The sequence below is a fragment of the Alishewanella sp. d11 genome (assembly GCF_049390205.1).
Classification (GTDB): domain Bacteria; phylum Pseudomonadota; class Gammaproteobacteria; order Enterobacterales; family Alteromonadaceae; genus Alishewanella.
The window spans coordinates 35,785-54,800 of record NZ_CP186547.1; the positions used below are offsets into that span (position 1 = coordinate 35,785).

A 19,016-nucleotide genomic window follows, 5' to 3' on the forward strand; every position below is an offset into this window, starting at 1 on the left:
ATAAAGTAAAAAACATAAAATTTTTTCAACTGCGTGATTTTCGAACCAATTTGCAACGTATAACACTGGAGTCATCGGAACTTTATCAGTATGATGCGGTCAATAATCTAGAAAACTCGGTACAAGGAGACAACATTATGTCATACAGAGAAACCAGTAATATCGGCACCCTTAGTCAGGGTGTTGAAATCAACAAGGTGTTACGTAATACCTACTTTTTATTAGGGTTAACACTCGCATTCAGTGCTGTCACCGCAGTACTGGCCGTTGCCATGAATATTTCACCACTTGCGTCTATCGTATGTATGATCGGTGGTTTTATCATGTTATTTGTCGTGAATAAAAAAGCCGACTCAGCCAGTGGTATCTTCTGGGTGTTTGGTTTTGCTGGCTTAATGGGCGCCTCGTTAGGCCCAATGCTTAGTTATTACGCAGGCATCCCTGGCGGCGCTAGTCTGATTATGCAAGCACTGGCTGGTACAGCAATTATTTTCTTCAGTTTGTCTGCCTATGTATTAACTACCCGTAAAGACTTCTCTTTTATGGGCGGTTTTTTAATGGTAGGCCTTATTGTGGCATTAGTGGCGTCGTTAGCGAATATTTTCTTAGCTATCCCAGCGTTAAGCCTAGCGATTAGCGCTGCCATCATTATGATCATGTCTGGTTTAATTTTGTTTGATACTAGCCGTATCATCAATGGCGGTGAAACCAACTATATCCGTGCAACTGTTTCACTATACCTGAATGTGTTTAACATCTTTGTTCACTTGTTAAGCCTGTTAGGTATTATGGGTGGTGACGATTAATTTGCTTACAGGGCGCATAATTTTTGCGCCTAACCGCTAAGCAAGCTAAAATACCCCGCACTGCGGGGTATTTTTTTACCCTCTTAATATTCAAACAGCCAGGTGAAAACAGCCTTGACCCGCTTTAGTTTATTACTTACGCAAAGCCCTTTTGCTAACCAGAGCTTTGCCAGTGCCATACAGTTTATAGCCGCAGCCCTCACCGAAGGTTTCGCTATTGAACAAGTATTTTTATACGAAGATGCCGTTTTTGCGGCATCTGACGCCATTGATTTACCCAGTGATGAGCCTGATCTTGCGGCAATGCTCGCAAAACTTTGTCAACAACAGCAAATCGACTTACTTTATTGTGTGACCGCGGCCGAAAAACGCGGCATAGCCACCAACGTAGAAAGTTACTTTACTGCAGCTGGTTTGGCGGAGTTTGCCATGCGTATAACGAACACAAAACTGGTGCAATTTTGATGCAATATATTGCCATTATCCAAAGCCATTCCCCCTTTAATCAAGCAAAAGCGCGTGAAACGCTGGATCTAATTTTGGCGTTAGCCGCGGTTGAACACCAAGTGACAGTGATTTTTCATGAAGATGCGGTGTATCAACTGCTAAGTTTGGGGGATGAGCAGCCTTACCCATTAAAAGCGTTTCAAAAAAGCTTTGGGCTATTCGCCCTCTATGCTATTGAGCGCTGTATAGTCTGCGCAGCTTCATTACAAGCGCGTGGCTTAACAGCAATGCCTTTACCAGAAGGCTTTATAGTCGCTAGCCATGCCGATATTCAAGCAGAGCTGGCGCAAGCGCAACAGATTATCCGGTGCTAGCATGAAACTCTTTAACCTTATTAATCCCAGTGCCAATATTGCCGAGCTAGCCGCTTTAGCCAGTTCTGAAGATCTATTATTGTTGCGACAAGACGCCGTGTTTTTAGCCTATCAAGCAGACCTGCCTTTTCCGGGTAAAATAGTAGCACTGGAGACGGATGTGCAGTGGCGGCAAATTACACTTCCCCCCTATATTGAACCTATTAGTGCTTCACAATGGGTTAGACTAAGCGCAAGCGCAGCGCAATCCATACTATGGCGCTAATGCCGAATAAGTAGAACAACATAGATGAACCAACTTTACCTGCAGCTTGACGACGTAAAACTTGCATTAGATAAACATGGCTACTTACAGCACTTATCAGACTGGCAGCCCAAAGTAGCCGAGCGCTTTGCTGAACTGGAAAATATAACGCTGACGGAAGCGCATTGGGAAGTGATTACTTTTGTCAGGGCGTTTTATCAGGAGTTTAATACCTCCCCTGCAGTGCGCATGCTGGTAAAAGCCATGGCGGCAAAATTTGGCCCCGATAAAGGCAACAGTAAATACTTGTTTATGTTATTTCCTGAAGGCCCAGCCAAGCAGGCCACCCGCTTAGCCGGTTTACCTAAACCGGCTAAATGCTTGTAAAACCTAGCGTAAGTGGGTTTTACCGCCCATATAGGGTTGCAATACGGCAGGTATAGCGACCGAGCCATCTGCCTGTTGGTAGTTTTCTAAAATAGCCACTAAGGTGCGGCCTACCGCTAAACCTGAACCATTTAAGGTGTGCAGTAATTCAGGCTTTTTCCCTTCTGCAGGACGATAACGTGCCTGCATGCGACGAGCTTGGAAATCGCCCATATTGGAGCAAGAAGAGATTTCACGATAGGTGTTTTGGGCCGGTAACCACACTTCTAAATCATAGGTTTTACAGGCACCAAAGCCCATATCGCCGGTACAAAGCAGCATCACGCGATACGGTAAACCAAGCAACTGCAGAATTTTTTCAGCATGGCCTGTTAACGCTTCTAACGCTTGCATCGATAACTCTGGGTGCACTAATTGCACTAATTCCACTTTATCAAATTGATGCTGGCGGATTAAGCCACGCGTGTCACGGCCATAAGAGCCGGCCTCACTGCGAAAACAAGGAGTATGCGCGGTATACTTTAACGGTAACTCGCTCACATCTACAATGCTGTCACGCGCTAAATTGGTTACAGGCACCTCGGCAGTAGGGATCAGCGCCATGCCCTGTCCCTCTTCGGTTGCCGGTTTAGTATGAAACAAGTCAGCACTAAATTTAGGCAGTTGCCCCGTACCAAATAAGCTGTCGTGGTTTACCAAATACGGCACATAGACTTCGGTATAACCATGCTGCTCTGTATGCACATCCAGCATAAATTGCGCTAAGGCACGGTGCAAACGGGCCATCTGGCCTTTCATCACCACAAAACGTGAGCCTGATAATTTTACTGCGCTCTCAAAATCGAGTCCTTCAGCATAAGCCTCGCCCAGAGCAACATGATCTTTAACGTCAAAATCAAAGGTGGTCGGTTCACCAAAACGGCGAACTTCAAGATTTTCTGTTTCATCAGCACCTACCGGCACCGACAGATCCGGTAAATTGGGAATGGTCAGCGCAATACTATCAAGCTCAGCTAATACCGCATCTAAACGCTGCTTAGCAGCATCTAAATCCGCGCCTAAACCGTCCACTTCTGCCAGTAACGGCGCCAAATCTTCACCACGCGCTTTGGCCTGGCCAATCCCCTTTGATTTGGTATTACGCAGGTTTTGCAGCTCTTGTGTTTCCATTTGTAACACACGACGCTGCTCTTCTAAGGTGGTTAAGGTATCCACATCTAAAGTCATGCCACGGGTGGCTAAACGCTCAGCAGTTTGCGCCAGCTCAGCACGTAAAAATTTTGGATCTAACATAGTAATAACTTCTTTTGACCAACCTCCCCCTCTATCTTGAACCTTAGCAATAGCTTGCTGGCATTGATCAAAGGAGTCGTGCCGGTAATTAATCGAATAGGGCAGAATATTACCCAGTGCGCAGCGAAATTGAAATGCTTTTCCACGATTTTATCTACTCGCAGCATATAGCAAGGGTGTTTTGCAACAAGCCAGTACTAAGGTTGCCGCTTGGTGGGGCTGTCACTATCTAACTGACGTAAATAACGCAGTTTTTCTGCTAGCTGTTTTTCCATGCCACGCTCAACGGGGTGATAAAACTGCTCATGCCATAATTCAGGGGGCAAATAACGCTCACCCGCAGCATAAGCGCCAGGTTCATTATGGGCATAACGGTATTCAGCACCATGTCCTAATTGTTTTTGCAGCGCGGTCGGGGCATTACGTAGGTGAAGCGGCACCGGATAGTCAGGCTGCTGTGCAATATGTTGCTTAACGCGGTTAAAAGCCTGATAAACAGCATTGCTTTTAGGCGCTAAGGCAAGATAAACCGCGGCCTGCGCAATAGCCCGCTCGCCCTCGGCTGGCCCAACGCGCGAAAAGGTATCCCAGGCATTGAGTGCCAAGGTTAAGGCGCGCGGATCTGCATTACCAATGTCTTCGCTGGCTATCGCCAATAAGCGTCTGGCCACATACAAAGGATCACCGCCTCCCGCCAGAATGCGACCATACCAATACAGCGCCGCATCCGGATCCGAGCCTCGAACCGACTTATGAAAAGCCGAAATTAAGTCATAAAATAAATCGCCTTCGCGATCAAAACCGGCAAGCTGCTGCGGCACGACTTGCTGCACTAGTTGCACACTGATACAACTTGCTGGTTCAGCTAACTCGGCAATTTGCTCCAGCACATTGAGCAAACGCCGCGCATCGCCCGCACTTAATTGCAACAGTAAGCGTTCAGCATCAGCCGCAATGGTTAGCTTAAGTGCGCCTAACCCTGCAGGGATGTTAGTTAACGCCCGCTGCAACACCTGCTGTAAATCCGCTTCGCTAAGCGGTTTTAGTACACACACCCTCGCGCGTGATAGCACCGCATTATTTAAGGCAAACGCAGGATTTTCGGTGGTCGCACCAATAAAAATAATGGTGCCATCTTCAATATAAGGTAAAAAGGCATCTTGTTGGGCTTTATTAAAGCGGTGTACTTCATCGACAAACAACAAGGTGCGCTGCTGATATTGCTGCTGGCGTAGCTGCGCTTCGCTAATGGCATCGCGAATATCTTTCACGCCCGTAGTCACTGCCGACAAACGCTGCATCACCGCATTGGCATGCTGAGCAATCAATTCTGCTAGCGTGGTTTTACCGGTACCCGGCGGCCCCCAAAATATCAGTGAGAAGACCCTGCCAGCCGTTATCGCTTTGTATAAAGGTGTGCCCGGCGCAACCAGATGCTGCTGTCCAACATAATCGGCCAGCAGCTGCGGGCGCAGCCGCGCAGCTAAGGGCCGAATATCGTCTGAAAAATCGAATGGCAGGCTAGTCATCGCTAAAAGCCCCCTTGCGATCAGGGTTGTCGCTGATCATCAACTTCAAGGTTACTGGTTATGGTAAAGCTAAATAAGCGAGAAGCTAAGACACTATTCAGTTTAATCTCAGTAAAGACATAAACGCTTTGCTGCTGGTTAATATCAATAACTTGCATTTCAATCAGCTTATTATCGCTAAAGGTCAGCATCAACTGCTGTACCGGATTATCGGCACTGAGCGGATGAATAAAAAAGCTCTGCGCCTGTTTAGTTACCTGATATTGTTGCCATAACGCCTGATCGGTACTGGTTAACAAAGCAAAAGGAGTTTGGCCAACTTCACTTTGCGCGTCATAAATACTGACTTGTTCCAGCAATTCATTATAAAACCACAAGGTTTTGCCATCGCTAACTAACAAAGAAGGCTCAGGTGTCTGGCTTTCAAAGCGAAAACGCGCTTGCTGTTCTAATGCGAGGGTACCCGTCCCCTCTTGTAACAACTGCTGCTGAATATCATAAACCCGTTGCTGATAGATAGCTGAAAAAGACTTCACTTTGGCTAACTGCTGCATTAACTCAGCACTGGCATCTTCAGCAGCAAGCCGTTGCTGACGAGCGGCCTGCATATGCGGTGCAAAATCCGGGCGAGCTAATACTTCAACCGTTTTATCTTGAGCAGCCTGACTTGGGGTAGATACACCCATAGCCGCACTGAAAACCAATAAAGCTAATACTTTTTTCATTAATATCCTCTGTTTACCGGTGGCACTAGTACTTCCCGATTACCATTATGCCCCGGAGCACTGACTACACCGCTATGTTCCATTTGTTCAACTAAGCGTGCTGCACGATTATAACCGATCCGAAATTTACGCTGCACGCCGGAAACCGATGCGCGGCGCGTTTCAATAACAAAAGCCACTGCTTGATCGTAAAGTGCATCGGCTTCACCGTCTTCACCTTCGAGGGTCTCGCCTGGCAATAAGTTCTCTTCGGTGGTTTCACCACTTAAAATTTCAGCAATATATTGCGGTTTGCCACGTTTTTTCCAATCGGCTACCACCGCATGCACTTCATGATCGTCAACAAAGGCACCATGCACCCGCGTCGGGACACCCGAGCCAGGCGGCAGATACAACATATCGCCCTGCCCTAATAAACTCTCAGCCCCTTGTTGATCCAAAATGGTCCGAGAATCTATTTTTGACGATACCTGAAAGGCAATCCGCGTCGGAATATTGGCTTTAATCAAGCCGGTGATCACATCTACCGAAGGCCGCTGCGTTGCTAAGATTAAGTGAATACCCGCAGCTCGCGCTTTTTGGGCAATCCGTGCAATTAACTCTTCGACTTTTTTACCGACGATCATCATCATATCGGCAAACTCATCAATGACGACCACGATAGCCGGCAGTTTCTCTAGGTAAGGTGCTTCACCACGCATATCATCCGAAGGTTTCCACAAAGGATCTTTTAACGGCTGACCGTCGCTGATCGCTTCTTTCACTTTCGCATTGTAACCTTTGAGATTGCGCACTCCTAAAGCCGACATTAATTTGTAGCGACGTTCCATTTCACCCACGCACCAACGCAAACCATTGGCAGCGTCTTTCATATCGGTAACCACTTCCGTCAGCAAGTGCGGTATGCCCTCGTAAATGGATAACTCCAACATTTTCGGGTCAATCATTAAAAAACGTACATCATCAGGTGTCGACTTGTATAACAAGCTACAAATCATGACGTTTACGCCGACCGATTTACCCGAACCCGTTGTTCCCGCGACCAGCAGATGGGGCATTTTGGCTAAGTCAGCCACCACCGATTTACCCGCAATATCTTTACCCAGCACCATGGTGAGCGCCGATTTAGAGTCGTTAAAAACCGCATCGCCAATCACTTCTGATAAACGCACAATTTCGCGATGCTGATTCGGCAGCTCTAATCCAATAAAACTCTTGCCGGGGATCACTTCCACTACCCGCACACTGATTGCAGACAAAGACCGCGCTAAGTCTTTGGCTAACCCCGTAATTTTACTTACCTTTACCCCAGGGGCTAAATCTAACTCAAATCGTGTCACCACCGGTCCTGGATGCACACCCACGACTTTTGCTTCAACATTAAAATCCAACAGTTTAGCTTCTACCAAGCGGGATACCCGCTCTAAATCAGCAGGATCGATAGGGTTAACCGCTTTATCTGGTCGGTCTAATAAGGCTAATGAAGGCAATTCTTCTAACGAATGCACCACTTCTTCACTGTCATCGCTATCCTCGCTTAGTTCATCCTCATCGGGCGGGAAACGCATCAGCGGATCTAATTCTTCCTCTTGCTCTAACTCGCGGAAGGTTCTGCTTACATGTTCATGATCAAAAGGGTCATCAACGGCACTAAAGGACAGCTGTTCGTCAGCCAAGGTGTCCACACTGTAATACGCCTTAGCTTCGGTTCTTTCATTCAGCGGACGAATAGGTAGCGGCTCTTTGCGCTTGATAGTTTGACGACTGGTTGCAAAAGGTTCATCGTCCACCTCGCTATCAAAACTAAAACGCGGCTCTAGCGCATTGTCGATTTCCGGCAAAGGATAATCATCCTCTAACGGTTCAGGTAATGCCTCAGCCTTAACTCGGCGTGCTTTGACAGCTGTTGTCTGCGACTTGTCATCAGTTTCCGAGCGACTAAATACAAAGGTATTAGCTTCGCTTTGTGCACTAAAACGCTGGGGCAAGGACACTAGCAGGTTAAACAACGCAAAACACTGCGCACCTAAATAATCGGCTACGGTTAACCAAGAAATCCCTGTGAGTAAGGTTAAACCCGTGGCAAAGCCACACAACAATAACAAACTGGTGCCAATAAAATTAAAATATGGCAGCAAGCTACCGCTAATTTTATCACCTAGGACTCCACCAGACGAAAAATAGTAAATATCATTAAAATTCATACTGCTAATGGCAGTCGCCGCGCATAGCGTCAATAATAAACCAAATAAGCGTAAGCCTAAGATCAAATAATCTAAACTCAACAAATCATGGTAGCGTTTAAACAACATATAGCCGGATAAAGCCACTAAAAATGGCATTAGATAGGCAATCCAACCAAAGCTAACCAATAACACATCCGCTAGCCAAGCACCGCCTCGCCCAGCATAATTATTGACTTGTAGCTGATAGCCCGTTTGCGACCAGCTCGGATCGGCCGGGTCAAACGACAACAGCGACAGCAACATAAAAAGTGCTAAGCCGGAGAATAAAATCAAACCGACTTCCAGCAAGCGCTGTACCCCATTTAACGAAAATAACACTCTGCTTTGCAAAAGAAAGGCCCCTAAATTCAAATTCCATGTCTAACAGCCAGCGCAAACAATGTTGAACTTGAGCTGGCACGACATGCATGCTGATGCCGTCAAATTTCTAATCAAGCTAGGTTACCAGAGCTGGTCTAAAAGTGCATCTTTGCTTAGTACCAACTGCAGCATACGCTAGCCATTATGAACAAAAGCTGTATCAACACCTTCGGTATGTTCACCTAACTGATTCGCTCTTTATTACAGCATTGGTACAAAACTACTCTGTTTCACTTCTTCCATCACCACATAAGTACGGCTCTCTCGCACACTGGGTAAGCGCAACAAGGTTTCGCCCAGTAATTCGCGGTACGCCGCCATATTGGCTACTCGGGTTTTTAATAAAAAATCAAAGCTTCCCGATACCAAATGACATTCTTGAATTTCCGACAGTTTTTGCACTGCTTTACTAAACTCATCAAAATCTTCTGGCGAGGTTTTACTTAGCGTAATTTCCACAAAAACCAGCATCGCCGCCCCCACTTTGTGCGGATCAACTAAGGCGGTATACCCCAAAATATAGCCTTCAGCTTCGAGTTTGCGCACCCGCTCTAAACAAGGCGTAGGACTTAAGCCAACCCGACGGGCTAGCTCAACATTTGGCAAGCGCCCATCGTGCTGTAATTCGACTAAAATTTTGCGGTCAATGCGATCTAACTTCTTGATGCTCTTACTTAAAGAATACATTTCAGCATAAAATCCTGAGCGAGTAAGCAAAACAGGATTTTGCACTATTTATCAAGTTTAAAACAAGCAGTAATTCTGGTTTTTTATCGCTATACTGCGCAAAAATATTACCCAAACCAATCAAGGTGAAATTTATGATTATCGGTGTACCTAAAGAAATAAAAAACCATGAATACCGTGTCGGCATGACGCCAGCCAGCGTACGTGAATTAATTGGTCACGGTCATAAGGTCATTGTTGAGCATAACGCGGGCATCGGTATCGGCTTTACTGATGAAGATTATCAGGCTGTTGGTGCCAACGTATTAAGTACCGCGGCAGAAGTATTCGCACAAGCGGATATGATTGTAAAAGTGAAAGAGCCGCAAGCCGTTGAGCGCGCCATGTTACGCGATGGCCAAATTTTATTTACTTACTTACACTTAGCGCCGGACCCAGAACAAACAGCTGAGTTAATTCAATCAAAAGCAGTGTGTATTGCTTATGAAACGGTTACCGATAACAAAGGTGGCTTACCGTTATTAGCCCCAATGTCAGAAGTTGCTGGCCGCATGTCTATCCAAGCGGGTGCGCGCGCTTTAGAAAAATCTTGTGCCGGTCGCGGCATGTTACTTGGCGGTGTGCCAGGCGTTGCCCCTGCCAAAGTAGTGGTAATTGGTGGCGGTATGGTTGGTGCGAACGCAGCGCAAATGGCGGTTGGGATGGGCGCTGACGTGACTGTTTTAGATCGCAACGTCGATGTACTACGCCGTATTAATGCGCAGTTCAATGGCGCAGTGAAAGCCATCTACTCTACTGCTGAAGCCTTAGAGCAAGAAGTGTTAGCCGCAGATTTAGTGATTGGTGGTGTATTAGTGCCAGGTGCCGCCGCACCTAAGCTGGTTACCCGCGACCATATTAAGCGTATGAAGCCAGGTTCAGCCATTGTTGACGTGGCAATTGACCAAGGCGGCTGTGTAGAAACCTCTAAACCCACTACGCACGCTGATCCAACGTACATTGTTGATGACGTTGTACACTACTGTGTTGCGAATATGCCAGGTGCGGTGCCCCGCACTTCAACTTTTGCCTTAAACAATGCCACTCTGCCGTTTATCATTCGTTTAGCTAATAAAGGCTACAAGCAAGCATTACAAGATGATAAACACTTGTTAGCAGGCTTAAACGTTTACCGTGGTTTAGTCACCAATGAGAGCGTCGCAGAAGCATTGAACTTGGCTTATGTTGCACCAGAAGTTGCTTTAAGTAACTAAAAACGACACACGCTAAGTTATTAAAAAAGCCGGATTTTTACCGGCTTTTTTATTTTCTACAACTTTATCCCAATTATTCACCGATAAAGCTATACATTCCGCCCAGACCTGTTATAGTGCTCACCGGCCTGTAGTACAGACCTATGTAACAACTTGTTTTTGAAAACTTCGCTACACAGCTTCGCTTGTAAGTCATGTCCTGAAGATTCACGCACGTTTGGCCACATAAGTAACAGTCAGGCTAAAAGCGCATTTCGCGTTAACAAACTTTTTAAATTTTTAGGAGTCTCTCATGGCTAAAGTAACTGGTGTAGTAAAGTGGTTCAACGCTGATAAAGGTTTCGGTTTCATCACTCAAGACAACGGCGGCGCAGACGCTTTCGTTCACTTCCGTGCTATCCAAACTGAAGGTTACAAAACCTTAAACGAAGGCCAGCGCGTTGCTTTCGAAATCGAACAAGGCCAAAAAGGCCCACAAGCTGCTAACGTTACAGTACTGTAATTTAGCGCTTATCGGTTAAAACGCCGATGAAATAAATGGTCAGCTCTGCTGGCCATTTTTGTTTTAGTCGTAAAAAAACCCGCTGCGAATCGCTAACGGGTTTCTATAAAAAAGCCCGCAGCAAATCGCTAACGGGCTTCTATAAAGCGGCTTAACTTACTTAACGATAGGTAACGTTGGGTATTTAATCCCTGCCATTTCGTTCATAACACGAGTAACCTGTACGCTGTAACCAAACTCGTTGTCGTACCATACATATAACACACAACGATCACCATCCACGATAGTGGCTTGTGAGTCCACAACACCGGCGTAACGAGAGCCAACTAAGTCAGAAGACACAATCTCGGTAGAGCTGGTGAAATCAATTTGATCTTGTAATTCAGAGAACAATGAGGTGCGCTGTAAGAAGTCGTTTAACGCTTCTTTGGTCGTTTCCCGATTTAAGTTTAACGATAAAATAGCCATCGAAACATTTGGCGTGGGCACCCGAATCGCATTGCCGGTCAGTTTACCTTTTAATTCAGGTAAGGCTTTTGCGACAGCACTGGCAGCACCGGTTGAGGTTAATACCATATTTAATGGCGCAGCACGGCCACGACGTTCGGCTTTGTGGAAGTTATCAATCAAGTTTTGATCGTTCGTGTACGAATGCACCGTTTCAACGTGGCCATTACGAATACCAAATTCATCATGTAAGGCTTTTAGAACTGGCGTAATGGCATTAGTGGTACAGCTCGCGGCAGACACAATTTTATGCTCGGCAGTAATCATATGCTGGTTAACGCCATACACAACGTTAGGCACATCACCTTTAGCCGGCGCTGTTAATAATACTTTAGCTGCGCCTTTGCTCTGGAAGTGAATAGATAACTCTTTGTCATCTTTAAAAATACCGGTGTTATCGACAATTAGTGCATTATCAATACCGTATTGGGTGTAATCCACCAGCTCAGGTGAATTCGCATAAATAACTTTGATAAAGGTACCGTTGGCTTTAATACCTTGATTTTCTTCATCAACGGTAATGCTGCCATTAAAAGGCCCATGGATAGAATCACGACGCAATAAGCTGGCACGCTTTTCCAAATCGCCTTTTTTACCACCACGCACCACGATAGCTTTTAAGCGTAGTTTAGTACTTGGCCCTGAACGCTCTAGCATTAAGCGTGCTAACAAACGACCAATTCGGCCAAAACCGTATAACACCACGTCAACCGGCTGTACCTTGTCTTCATGGTCAAGAATGTCGCTCAGTGCTTCAGCCAAATATTGCTCTAGCGTTAAGCCTGCAGCGACATTTTTATACAGGAAGGCATAAGCCAACTTACCAATATCAACACGACCTGGTGCCAGGTTCATTTTGCTTATGGCTTCTAATACTGGAAAGCTCTCACGCAGACGCAGCTTCTGCCCTTCAAAACGTTGTACTGTTTTGTGCGCTTTAATGATATCGATAATGGTAGCGCTGACGAGTGGACGACCATATACCACCACTTCAATGCCTTTATTGCGGTATAAACGGCCGATAAGCGGTAACATATTTTCGGCGTATTCCTGGCGTTCTTGCCAGCTCTTTTGGTACTGTTCTGCGTGTGATAGGGTCATTATGAGGCCTTTTACTTCAAAAAATGAATTAATCGGTATTGCCCTCACCGCTTTGTGTAGGGTACAGCGGTTTTAGAAGGCGGCCTATTGTAATGGATTATGAAAGCTTACCACAACAGTTACAGCTTTTTTTTAGTGCGCTTATCAAATTGACAAGTCGTTTACGCGTTGCGGCTTACCTCATTCAGCTGCCTTATTCTGACTAAAGGTCAAAGAAACCGAATTCACACAATAGCGTTGGCCGGTTGGCGCAGGGCCATCCTCAAACACATGCCCAAGATGCGCGTCGCAGGCGGCACATAAAATTTCAATGCGCCGCATGCCATGGCTTAAATCTTTTTCGTATTTGACCTTATCTTGTATCGACGCATAAAAACTTGGCCAACCACAACCGGCATCAAACTTGGTTTCGCTGCTAAAAAGCGCTGCGCCGCAACAAACACAGTGGTAAGTTCCGGTCGCGGTATGCTGTAACAGCTCGCCGGTAAAGGGATATTCGGTGCCTTTAAGTCGGGTTACCCGATATTGTTCAGCCGTTAACCTGGCCTGCCATTCTTGTGCGGTTAATTTCATAGAGACCTCTGTTCTACTTATCTCAGGGTGAAAGATGATGAAAGTCTTGTCTTTAGTCACAACGACGGCAAGACTTAATCAAACATGCTAAATTTTTTTGGTTCTGTCGCCCAGGTTACGGTAGCATTGCCAACAACTACCGTAACAGAGTGGGTTATGCGCTTACTTTATCGACATCCTTTAGTCATTTTGTGCAGTCTAGCGTTAATTACGTTTGGCAGCTATCAATGGGTTTTTAAAAAACACATCGCACACTCGCAGCAGCTTTCCGCGCAACATGCTATTGAGTTTAATCAATATATCAACTTGCAACTAACCCGTTTTAGCACCTTGACCGATACCTTAGCACAACGCCCTGAGCTGCAACGTTTACTGCAACAGCCTGCCAGCCTGAATAAACAACAAGCCGTTAGCCAGCTGTTAGCAGACTTTAACCTAGCCAGCGGGAGCGCATCTATTTATGTGATGGATCCACAAGGCATCGTACTGGCCAGCAGTAATGCTAATCAAGCTATTGACTTTATGGGCTACAACTTTGGTTTTCGCCCTTATTTCACAGAAACCATTAGCGCAAATAAAAGCTATGTTGACTATGGACTGGGATGGATTTCACGCGAGCGCGGTATTTATTTTGCGGCAACCGTGACCGATCAACAACAGCAAATTTTGGGCGTATTAACCATTAAACTTAACATCGATCAGCTAGAGTTGGCTTATCAATCCATCGCGAACCAGAGCCCGTTTTACTTTATGCTGGTCGATGAAGAGCAAACCGTGATTGCCAGTAATTATGAGCCTTGGCGTCTAACTTGGTTGGGAGAACAAGCAGTAAGTCGCTCCAGACACCCCGGAGTAATTCTACACTCGCTTAACTTACAACAAGATGGTGCGCTTTGGCAGCTATTAACAGAGCCAGTAACGCAACCGACAAACAGCAAGCAATTTGTGGTTGCTATTAAAGAGAATCCCGTCTTACCGTGGCAACTCGTTTTACTACAACCGGTTAAAAGCTTAAAAGTACAGGCCCTTCAACAAGCCATCAGTATTAGCTTAGTGTTTACAGTGGCCGTGCTCTTTTTTGTGTTTTGGCGCAGCAGATTACTACAGCAACGGCAAAGAGCGCTGATGTTTACCAAGTTAGAGCAAGCGGTTGCCGAACGCACCGAGTCTTTACAACAAAGTAATCAGCAACTTATGCACGAAATTCAGCAACGAAACGAAGCGGAGCAAGGGTTACAACAAGCGCAAGAACAGCTGTTACAGGCAGCGAAATTAGCCACCATTGGTCAATTAAGTGCATCTATTAATCACGAGATAAACCAACCACTTACCGCCATGCACAGCTACCTCCAAAATGCCCAGTTACTGCTGCAAAAGGCGCGTTACAGTGAGCTGGCCGACAATTTAGAAAAAATCCGCCAAATGCTCTTGCGCTTAAATCATATTGTTAAACAATTTAAAGGCTTTAGTCGCAAGGCCGGTAACAATCCAGAGCCAGTGAAGTTAAGCACCTTGGTACAAAACGCGCTGGGGATCTTGCAACCGATAATCAAACAGCAACAAGTACAGATCACGCTATTAGAGACTTCAGCCAGCAGTGTCAAAGTTGACCCACTACAACTGGAGCAAGTTTTGGTAAACTTGTTGGGCAATGCGATTCAGGCCACCGAGCAAAGCCAAGAGCCCCGTTTAAAGATTGAAATAAGTCAAACCCAAACTGCAGCCTTGCTACAGATCCACGATAATGGACCGGGCATTCAACCGCATGTGATGGAACATTTATTTGAACCCTTTTTTACCACCAAACAAGGCTCAGGTTTAGGGCTTGGCTTATCTATCTCGCGCCAGATTGTGCAAAGCTATCATGGCAATTTACATATTGAAAATCATCCGGCTGGGGGCGTTATTGTTACCCTCACCCTACCGCGTTATCACTCGGAGTACATATGAGTCTCGCTGCAGAAGTCTGGCTATTAGATGATGATGCCAGCATTCTTGATGCCATCGCCCAAGGCCTCAGTTTAGAGGGTTGGCAGTGCCGTACGTTTAACCAACCCAGTGCCTTATTAAAAGCGCTCAAGCCACAATTTGCTGGGGTGATTTTAACCGATTTAAATATGCCGGAAATGGATGGCTTATCACTGTTAAAAGCGGTGCAGCAGTGCGATGCCGACATCCCTGTGGTGGTCTTTACCGGTTATGGTGATATCAGTATTGCCGTCAATGCTATGCAACTTGGCGCCTACAGCTTTATCGAAAAACCAGTCAATCATGCGAATTTACATAAAACCCTGCAACAAGCCGCCGAAAAGCGTCACTTATGTTTACAAAACCGCCACCTTAGCGCTCAACTAAGAGAAAGCCGCCGCGGTCGTGTGCAATTAATTGGTGATAGCCCAGCCATTAACCAAATGCGTACCTTACTCGACTTAGTGTTAGAGGCCCCTGCCGATGTGCTGATCGAAGGCGAAACCGGTAGCGGTAAAGAAATGGTAGCGCGTTATTTGCATGATAATTCTGCGCGCAGTGATCAAAACTTTGTTGCCATCAATTGTGGGGCTATTCCTGAGCAATTAATTGAAAGCGAGTTATTTGGCAGCGAAGCCGGCGCTTACACTGGTGCCGATAAAAAACGCATCGGTAAATTTGAGTTTGCCAATGGCGGCACCTTATTTTTAGATGAAATTGAGAGTACGCCATTAAGTGTACAAATCCGCCTACTGCGGGTGTTAGAAGAGCGTAAAGTGACCCCCCTTGGCAGTAATCACAGTATTTCACTCAATATCCGCGTGGTTGCCGCGACGAAAACCAATTTAGCGCAGCTCAGCCAGCAAGGCGACTTTCGGCTGGATCTGTATTACCGTTTAAATTTACTGCATGTGGCAATTCCGCCGTTGCGGCAACGCCGCCAAGATATTCCGCTGTTATTTAAACACTTTGCCATGCTGGCCGCCGCTCGCTACCACAAACCGGTATTACCGCTAAATCAACTACAACTGGATAGCTTATTATCGCACCCTTGGCCGGGTAATGTGCGCGAGCTGCGCAATCTCGCTGAACGCTATGTATTACTTGGCCCAGAAGCCGCCTTTCTGCAACAAGGTTTGCCACTCGCCGATACCATTGGCAGCGCCATGGGCTTAAGTGAGCGCGTGGCCTTTTTTGAGCAAATGCTGATAGAAGAAGCGCTGAATGCGACCAAAGGCAGTATTAAAGAGACCATGCAAGCACTTAACCTGCCCCGCAAAACACTGTACGACAAAATGCGAAAATATGGCCTGCTGCGTAGCCAGTTTAAAGATGAAGACAGCGCTGAACTCGACGATTGAGCCTGCCGACAAATGGGTGGTTATCCACCCATTTGCGTGAAACAAGGTTTCACTTACCACCCAAAAACACCCACATAAAAAATTAAACCACTGATAGTAAACGATTATAATTATGGCAACCTTCTTGCTATTCCATTATTGCCTAAAACTATAAATATTGATGATGAGGTAATAATGCAACAGGTAAATTCTCTCCGCTTTGTAAAGACACTCGTGTTAACGCCAACGCTGTTAGTTAGCACTGCGCTATCAGCTAATACCGTCACGCTACAGATGCCAAGCGTTACGGTGTATGGCAAAGCTGAAGTGCAGCTCGCCCACACTGATAAAGGCATTATGCGCTATACCGCTGAGGGCACCCAGCTGGATATGCCATTTAGCCGCTTTGGTTTACGTGGCGAACAGGTATTGAATGAACATATCACCGCTTTTTTTACCTATGAAGTGGATGTCCGTGGCTTTGATGAAGCCAATACCCAAAGTCCCTTCTCGGCTCGTAATACCTTTATTGGTATTAAGGGTAATTTTGGTCAGCTAATTGCTGGGCGTAACGACACCCGTTTAAAAACCAGTGAAGGCGGCGTAGATTTATATAATGAAACCAGTGGTGATATCGCGCAAATCTTACCAGGGCAAGATCGACTCGGTGATAGCCTCACTTATATTTCACCCAAATTTGCCGGATTGGAACTGTCAGCTACCTATGTGCTGGGGCAAGATAATGAACGCCAAGCAGGTAAAGACGGTATTGCCTTAAGCCTAGCTTATGGTGATCGTGCATTAAAATCGCAACCTTACTACCTTACCCTAACTCGTGCGCAAAGCCTAAATGGCCTAGACGCGACGCGCTTACTGGCCCAATACCAACTGGGCGGCTTTACCTTAGGTGGCCTGATCCAGTACAGTGAGCAAAGCGAGGGCGAGCGTAAAGGCACAGGTGGCTATCTAAGCCTGCAATATGCCTTTGATAACTGGCGCCCTAAAGTACAATTAGGTCGTGATAATTCAACATTACGCCAAACTACTGCAGCTAATCACTACACCGCGGGAGTGGATTATCTTTTTAGTAGCCAAAGCAAAGCGTATTTTTATGTCACGCAACTTGAGTTAACAGATACCCGTGATACCTCTATGGCCTTAGGCCTACAGTATCGGTTCTAGGAGCTAAGCCATGACAACAACAGCGCAAAAAACACCTTGGTTCGCATTACTGCTTGGCCCGGCTTTTATGGCATTAACCCTTCTGACCAGTGCCCCTTTTGGCATGAGCCAAGAGAGTTGGTTGGTGGTGGGCCTTACCTTTTGGATGGCCAGCTGGTGGATCAGCGAAGCGGTGCCTATCCCTGTTACTTCATTTCTGCCACTGGTTGTTGCACCTTTACTGGGGTTAAATACCCTCAGTGCTGTTGCACAACCCTATGCCCACCCGCTGATTTTTCTGTTTTTAGGGGGCTTTATCATCTCTATCGCCATGGAGCGTTGGTCATTACACAAACGGATTGCCTTGCATACCATGTTGTTAGTAGGTAGCAAACCCAGCCAACAAATTGGCGGCATTATGCTGGTCACGGCCTTTTTATCTATGTGGATGTCGAATACCGCAACAACCGTTATGATGTTGCCTATCGCGCTGTCTATTATGCAACTGCTTAAGCAGGATAACGACGATAGCCAATTCGCAAAAGCGCTACTGTTGGCAATTGCCTATGCCGCCTCTATCGGTGGTCTGGCAACACTGATTGGTACACCACCTAATGCGCTGATGGCTGCGTTTTTGGCGGATAACTATGATATTCATATTGGCTTTGCCCAATGGATGATGGTTGGCCTACCGCTAAGTATCGTCATGCTAGGACTGTGTTGGTTATGGCTAACCAAAGCTGCATATCAGGTAGATAACATTGCCGCGATAGAAACAAAAAGCTTATTCCGCGATCAACTTAGCCAACTTGGTGGCATGCAACGAGGGGAAAAAGCGGTACTAGCGATCTTTTCACTCACTGTATTTTTTTGGATCTTTAATAGCTATATCGTGAAGTTAACAGGATTACCCCTGAACGATACTATTATCGCCATGGCAGCAGCCTTGCTATTATTGGTTCTACCGCTAGATCGTAAAAATACCCGCATTCTAACTTGGGAAGAAACCCATAAACTGCCTTGGGGTATTTTAATGCTGTTCGGCGGTGGTTTAAGTTTGGCGGCATTGATTACCAAAAGTGGTTTGGCGAGCTTTATTGCCGATCAGGTGATTTTGTTAGGTGATGTCCCATTTTGGGTGATGATCTTAGTGGTTACTGCCGTCATAGTATTCTTAACCGAAGTCACCAGCAACACGGCAACTGCCGCAGGCTTCTTGCCGCTGTTAGCCCCTGTTGCACTCGCCATGTCTGGCACACCACTGACGTTAGTGATCCCGGCCGCCATTGCCGCTAGCTGCGCCTTTATGATGCCGGTGGCTACGCCACCCAATGCCATCGTGTTTTCATCTGGACAATTGAAAATCGCCGATATGGCCAAAGCCGGCTTTGCGCTAAATATTATTTCTGTTGCTATTGTTAGCATAATCACACTAACCCTAGCCCGCTGGGTATTCGCTTTTTAAACAAACTGCGCATGTTAACCGCCGAGTTAGCATGCGCAATTTCCCTAT

Annotated in this window: 18 protein-coding genes; 11 read left to right on the forward strand and 7 right to left on the reverse strand. The window is 46.2% G+C overall.

Features of this window, described 5'->3' with window-relative positions; genetic code table 11:
- Window positions 1–137: 137 nt before the first annotated feature.
- The 5 genes from ACO1PK_RS00150 to ACO1PK_RS00170 all read left to right on the forward strand — a co-directional run bounded on the left by ACO1PK_RS00150 (window position 138) and on the right by ACO1PK_RS00170 (window position 2,258).
- Window positions 138–806, forward strand: coding sequence for a Bax inhibitor-1/YccA family protein (locus ACO1PK_RS00150; RefSeq protein ID WP_423186666.1), 669 nt, complete (start codon window positions 138–140; stop codon window positions 804–806).
- Between the two features lie 102 nt (window positions 807–908).
- The gene (locus ACO1PK_RS00155) at window positions 909–1,271 is read left to right on the forward strand and encodes a DsrE/DsrF/TusD sulfur relay family protein (RefSeq protein ID WP_423186667.1); all 363 of its coding nucleotides are present in this window, start codon (window positions 909–911) and stop codon (window positions 1,269–1,271) included.
- Window positions 1,271–1,627 (forward strand): sulfurtransferase complex subunit TusC, encoded by a 357-nt coding sequence (gene tusC / locus ACO1PK_RS00160; RefSeq protein ID WP_423186668.1) that lies wholly within the window; start codon window positions 1,271–1,273, stop codon window positions 1,625–1,627. The genes ACO1PK_RS00155 and tusC overlap by 1 nt, the downstream gene beginning before the upstream one ends.
- A 1-nt stretch (window position 1,628) precedes the next feature.
- Window positions 1,629–1,892: a DsrH/TusB family sulfur metabolism protein gene (locus ACO1PK_RS00165; RefSeq protein WP_423186669.1), complete on the forward strand. Its 264-nt coding sequence runs from the start codon at window positions 1,629–1,631 to the stop codon at window positions 1,890–1,892.
- A 24-nt stretch (window positions 1,893–1,916) separates the two neighbouring features.
- A complete protein-coding gene (locus tag ACO1PK_RS00170) occupies window positions 1,917–2,258 on the forward strand; it encodes a TusE/DsrC/DsvC family sulfur relay protein (RefSeq protein ID WP_423186670.1) in 342 nt (113 codons plus the stop codon).
- A 3-nt stretch (window positions 2,259–2,261) separates the two neighbouring features.
- On the opposite strand, the gene serS is transcribed toward ACO1PK_RS00170, so the two are convergent.
- From serS to lrp, 5 genes are all read right to left on the reverse strand, one after another.
- Window positions 2,262–3,551 (reverse strand): serine--tRNA ligase, encoded by a 1,290-nt coding sequence (gene serS / locus ACO1PK_RS00175; RefSeq protein ID WP_423186671.1) that lies wholly within the window; start codon window positions 3,549–3,551, stop codon window positions 2,262–2,264.
- 197 nt (window positions 3,552–3,748) lie between these two features.
- Window positions 3,749–5,080 (reverse strand): replication-associated recombination protein A, encoded by a 1,332-nt coding sequence (locus ACO1PK_RS00180; protein WP_423186672.1) that lies wholly within the window; start codon window positions 5,078–5,080, stop codon window positions 3,749–3,751.
- Window positions 5,081–5,100: 20 nt separating this feature from the next.
- Window positions 5,101–5,805: an outer membrane lipoprotein chaperone LolA gene (gene lolA / locus ACO1PK_RS00185; protein ID WP_423186673.1), complete on the reverse strand. Its 705-nt coding sequence runs from the start codon at window positions 5,803–5,805 to the stop codon at window positions 5,101–5,103.
- The gene (locus ACO1PK_RS00190) at window positions 5,805–8,402 is read right to left on the reverse strand and encodes a DNA translocase FtsK 4TM domain-containing protein (protein ID WP_423186674.1); all 2,598 of its coding nucleotides are present in this window, start codon (window positions 8,400–8,402) and stop codon (window positions 5,805–5,807) included. The genes lolA and ACO1PK_RS00190 overlap by 1 nt, the downstream gene beginning before the upstream one ends.
- A 210-nt stretch (window positions 8,403–8,612) precedes the next feature.
- Window positions 8,613–9,098, reverse strand: a complete 486-nt coding sequence (gene lrp, locus ACO1PK_RS00195; RefSeq protein WP_423186675.1) for a leucine-responsive transcriptional regulator Lrp — start codon at window positions 9,096–9,098, stop codon at window positions 8,613–8,615.
- A 134-nt stretch (window positions 9,099–9,232) separates the two neighbouring features.
- Between lrp and ald the strand changes: the two genes are divergently transcribed.
- Together ald and cspE are read left to right on the forward strand one after the other, a co-directional pair.
- Complete coding sequence (gene ald / locus ACO1PK_RS00200; protein ID WP_423186676.1) at window positions 9,233–10,351, forward strand: alanine dehydrogenase; 1,119 nt, start codon at window positions 9,233–9,235, stop codon at window positions 10,349–10,351.
- Window positions 10,352–10,643: 292 nt separating this feature from the next.
- Entirely contained in the window at window positions 10,644–10,853 is a 210-nt protein-coding gene (gene cspE, locus ACO1PK_RS00205; RefSeq protein ID WP_027670166.1) for a transcription antiterminator/RNA stability regulator CspE, read from the forward strand.
- A 156-nt stretch (window positions 10,854–11,009) separates the two neighbouring features.
- Here cspE and ACO1PK_RS00210 read toward each other — a convergent pair whose 3' ends face one another.
- Entirely contained in the window at window positions 11,010–12,461 is a 1,452-nt protein-coding gene (locus ACO1PK_RS00210; RefSeq protein WP_423186677.1) for a glyceraldehyde-3-phosphate dehydrogenase, read from the reverse strand.
- Between the two features lie 180 nt (window positions 12,462–12,641).
- Window positions 12,642–13,034 (reverse strand): peptide-methionine (R)-S-oxide reductase MsrB, encoded by a 393-nt coding sequence (gene msrB, locus ACO1PK_RS00215; protein WP_423186678.1) that lies wholly within the window; start codon window positions 13,032–13,034, stop codon window positions 12,642–12,644.
- 84 nt (window positions 13,035–13,118) lie between these two features.
- Between msrB and ACO1PK_RS00220 the strand changes: the two genes are divergently transcribed.
- The 4 genes from ACO1PK_RS00220 to ACO1PK_RS00235 all read left to right on the forward strand — a co-directional run bounded on the left by ACO1PK_RS00220 (window position 13,119) and on the right by ACO1PK_RS00235 (window position 18,968).
- Window positions 13,119–14,984, forward strand: a complete 1,866-nt coding sequence (locus ACO1PK_RS00220) for a sensor histidine kinase (RefSeq protein WP_423186679.1) — start codon at window positions 13,119–13,121, stop codon at window positions 14,982–14,984.
- Window positions 14,981–16,363, forward strand: coding sequence for a sigma-54-dependent transcriptional regulator (locus ACO1PK_RS00225; protein ID WP_423186680.1), 1,383 nt, complete (start codon window positions 14,981–14,983; stop codon window positions 16,361–16,363). Before ACO1PK_RS00220 ends, ACO1PK_RS00225 begins: the two co-directional genes overlap by 4 nt.
- A 174-nt stretch (window positions 16,364–16,537) precedes the next feature.
- Window positions 16,538–17,524 (forward strand): porin, encoded by a 987-nt coding sequence (locus ACO1PK_RS00230; protein ID WP_423186681.1) that lies wholly within the window; start codon window positions 16,538–16,540, stop codon window positions 17,522–17,524.
- A 10-nt stretch (window positions 17,525–17,534) separates the two neighbouring features.
- Window positions 17,535–18,968 carry an SLC13 family permease gene (locus tag ACO1PK_RS00235; protein WP_423186682.1) on the forward strand — a complete coding sequence of 478 codons (1,434 nt, stop codon included), beginning with the start codon at window positions 17,535–17,537 and terminating at the stop codon, window positions 18,966–18,968.
- Window positions 18,969–19,016 lie beyond the last annotated feature (48 nt).

Excerpts from the sequence above, each read along its gene's own strand:
- lolA (WP_423186673.1), bottom strand. The coding sequence starts at position 5,805 with ATGAAAAAAGTATTAGCTTTATTGGTTTTCAGTGCGGCTATGGGTGTA.
- ACO1PK_RS00220 (WP_423186679.1), top strand. The coding sequence starts at position 13,119 with ATGCTAAATTTTTTTGGTTCTGTCGCCCAGGTTACGGTAGCATTGCCA.
- ACO1PK_RS00165 (WP_423186669.1), top strand. The coding sequence starts at position 1,629 with ATGAAACTCTTTAACCTTATTAATCCCAGTGCCAATATTGCCGAGCTA.
- ACO1PK_RS00170 (WP_423186670.1), top strand. The coding sequence starts at position 1,917 with ATGAACCAACTTTACCTGCAGCTTGACGACGTAAAACTTGCATTAGAT.
- cspE (WP_027670166.1), top strand. The coding sequence starts at position 10,644 with ATGGCTAAAGTAACTGGTGTAGTAAAGTGGTTCAACGCTGATAAAGGT.
- ACO1PK_RS00235 (WP_423186682.1), top strand. The coding sequence starts at position 17,535 with ATGACAACAACAGCGCAAAAAACACCTTGGTTCGCATTACTGCTTGGC.
- ACO1PK_RS00230 (WP_423186681.1), top strand. The coding sequence starts at position 16,538 with ATGCAACAGGTAAATTCTCTCCGCTTTGTAAAGACACTCGTGTTAACG.
- ACO1PK_RS00225 (WP_423186680.1), top strand. The coding sequence starts at position 14,981 with ATGAGTCTCGCTGCAGAAGTCTGGCTATTAGATGATGATGCCAGCATT.
- ACO1PK_RS00150 (WP_423186666.1), top strand. The coding sequence starts at position 138 with ATGTCATACAGAGAAACCAGTAATATCGGCACCCTTAGTCAGGGTGTT.
- msrB (WP_423186678.1), bottom strand. The coding sequence starts at position 13,034 with ATGAAATTAACCGCACAAGAATGGCAGGCCAGGTTAACGGCTGAACAA.
- ACO1PK_RS00180 (WP_423186672.1), bottom strand. The coding sequence starts at position 5,080 with ATGACTAGCCTGCCATTCGATTTTTCAGACGATATTCGGCCCTTAGCT.
- ald (WP_423186676.1), top strand. The coding sequence starts at position 9,233 with ATGATTATCGGTGTACCTAAAGAAATAAAAAACCATGAATACCGTGTC.
- serS (WP_423186671.1), bottom strand. The coding sequence starts at position 3,551 with ATGTTAGATCCAAAATTTTTACGTGCTGAGCTGGCGCAAACTGCTGAG.
- tusC (WP_423186668.1), top strand. The coding sequence starts at position 1,271 with ATGCAATATATTGCCATTATCCAAAGCCATTCCCCCTTTAATCAAGCA.
- ACO1PK_RS00210 (WP_423186677.1), bottom strand. The coding sequence starts at position 12,461 with ATGACCCTATCACACGCAGAACAGTACCAAAAGAGCTGGCAAGAACGC.
- lrp (WP_423186675.1), bottom strand. The coding sequence starts at position 9,098 with ATGTATTCTTTAAGTAAGAGCATCAAGAAGTTAGATCGCATTGACCGC.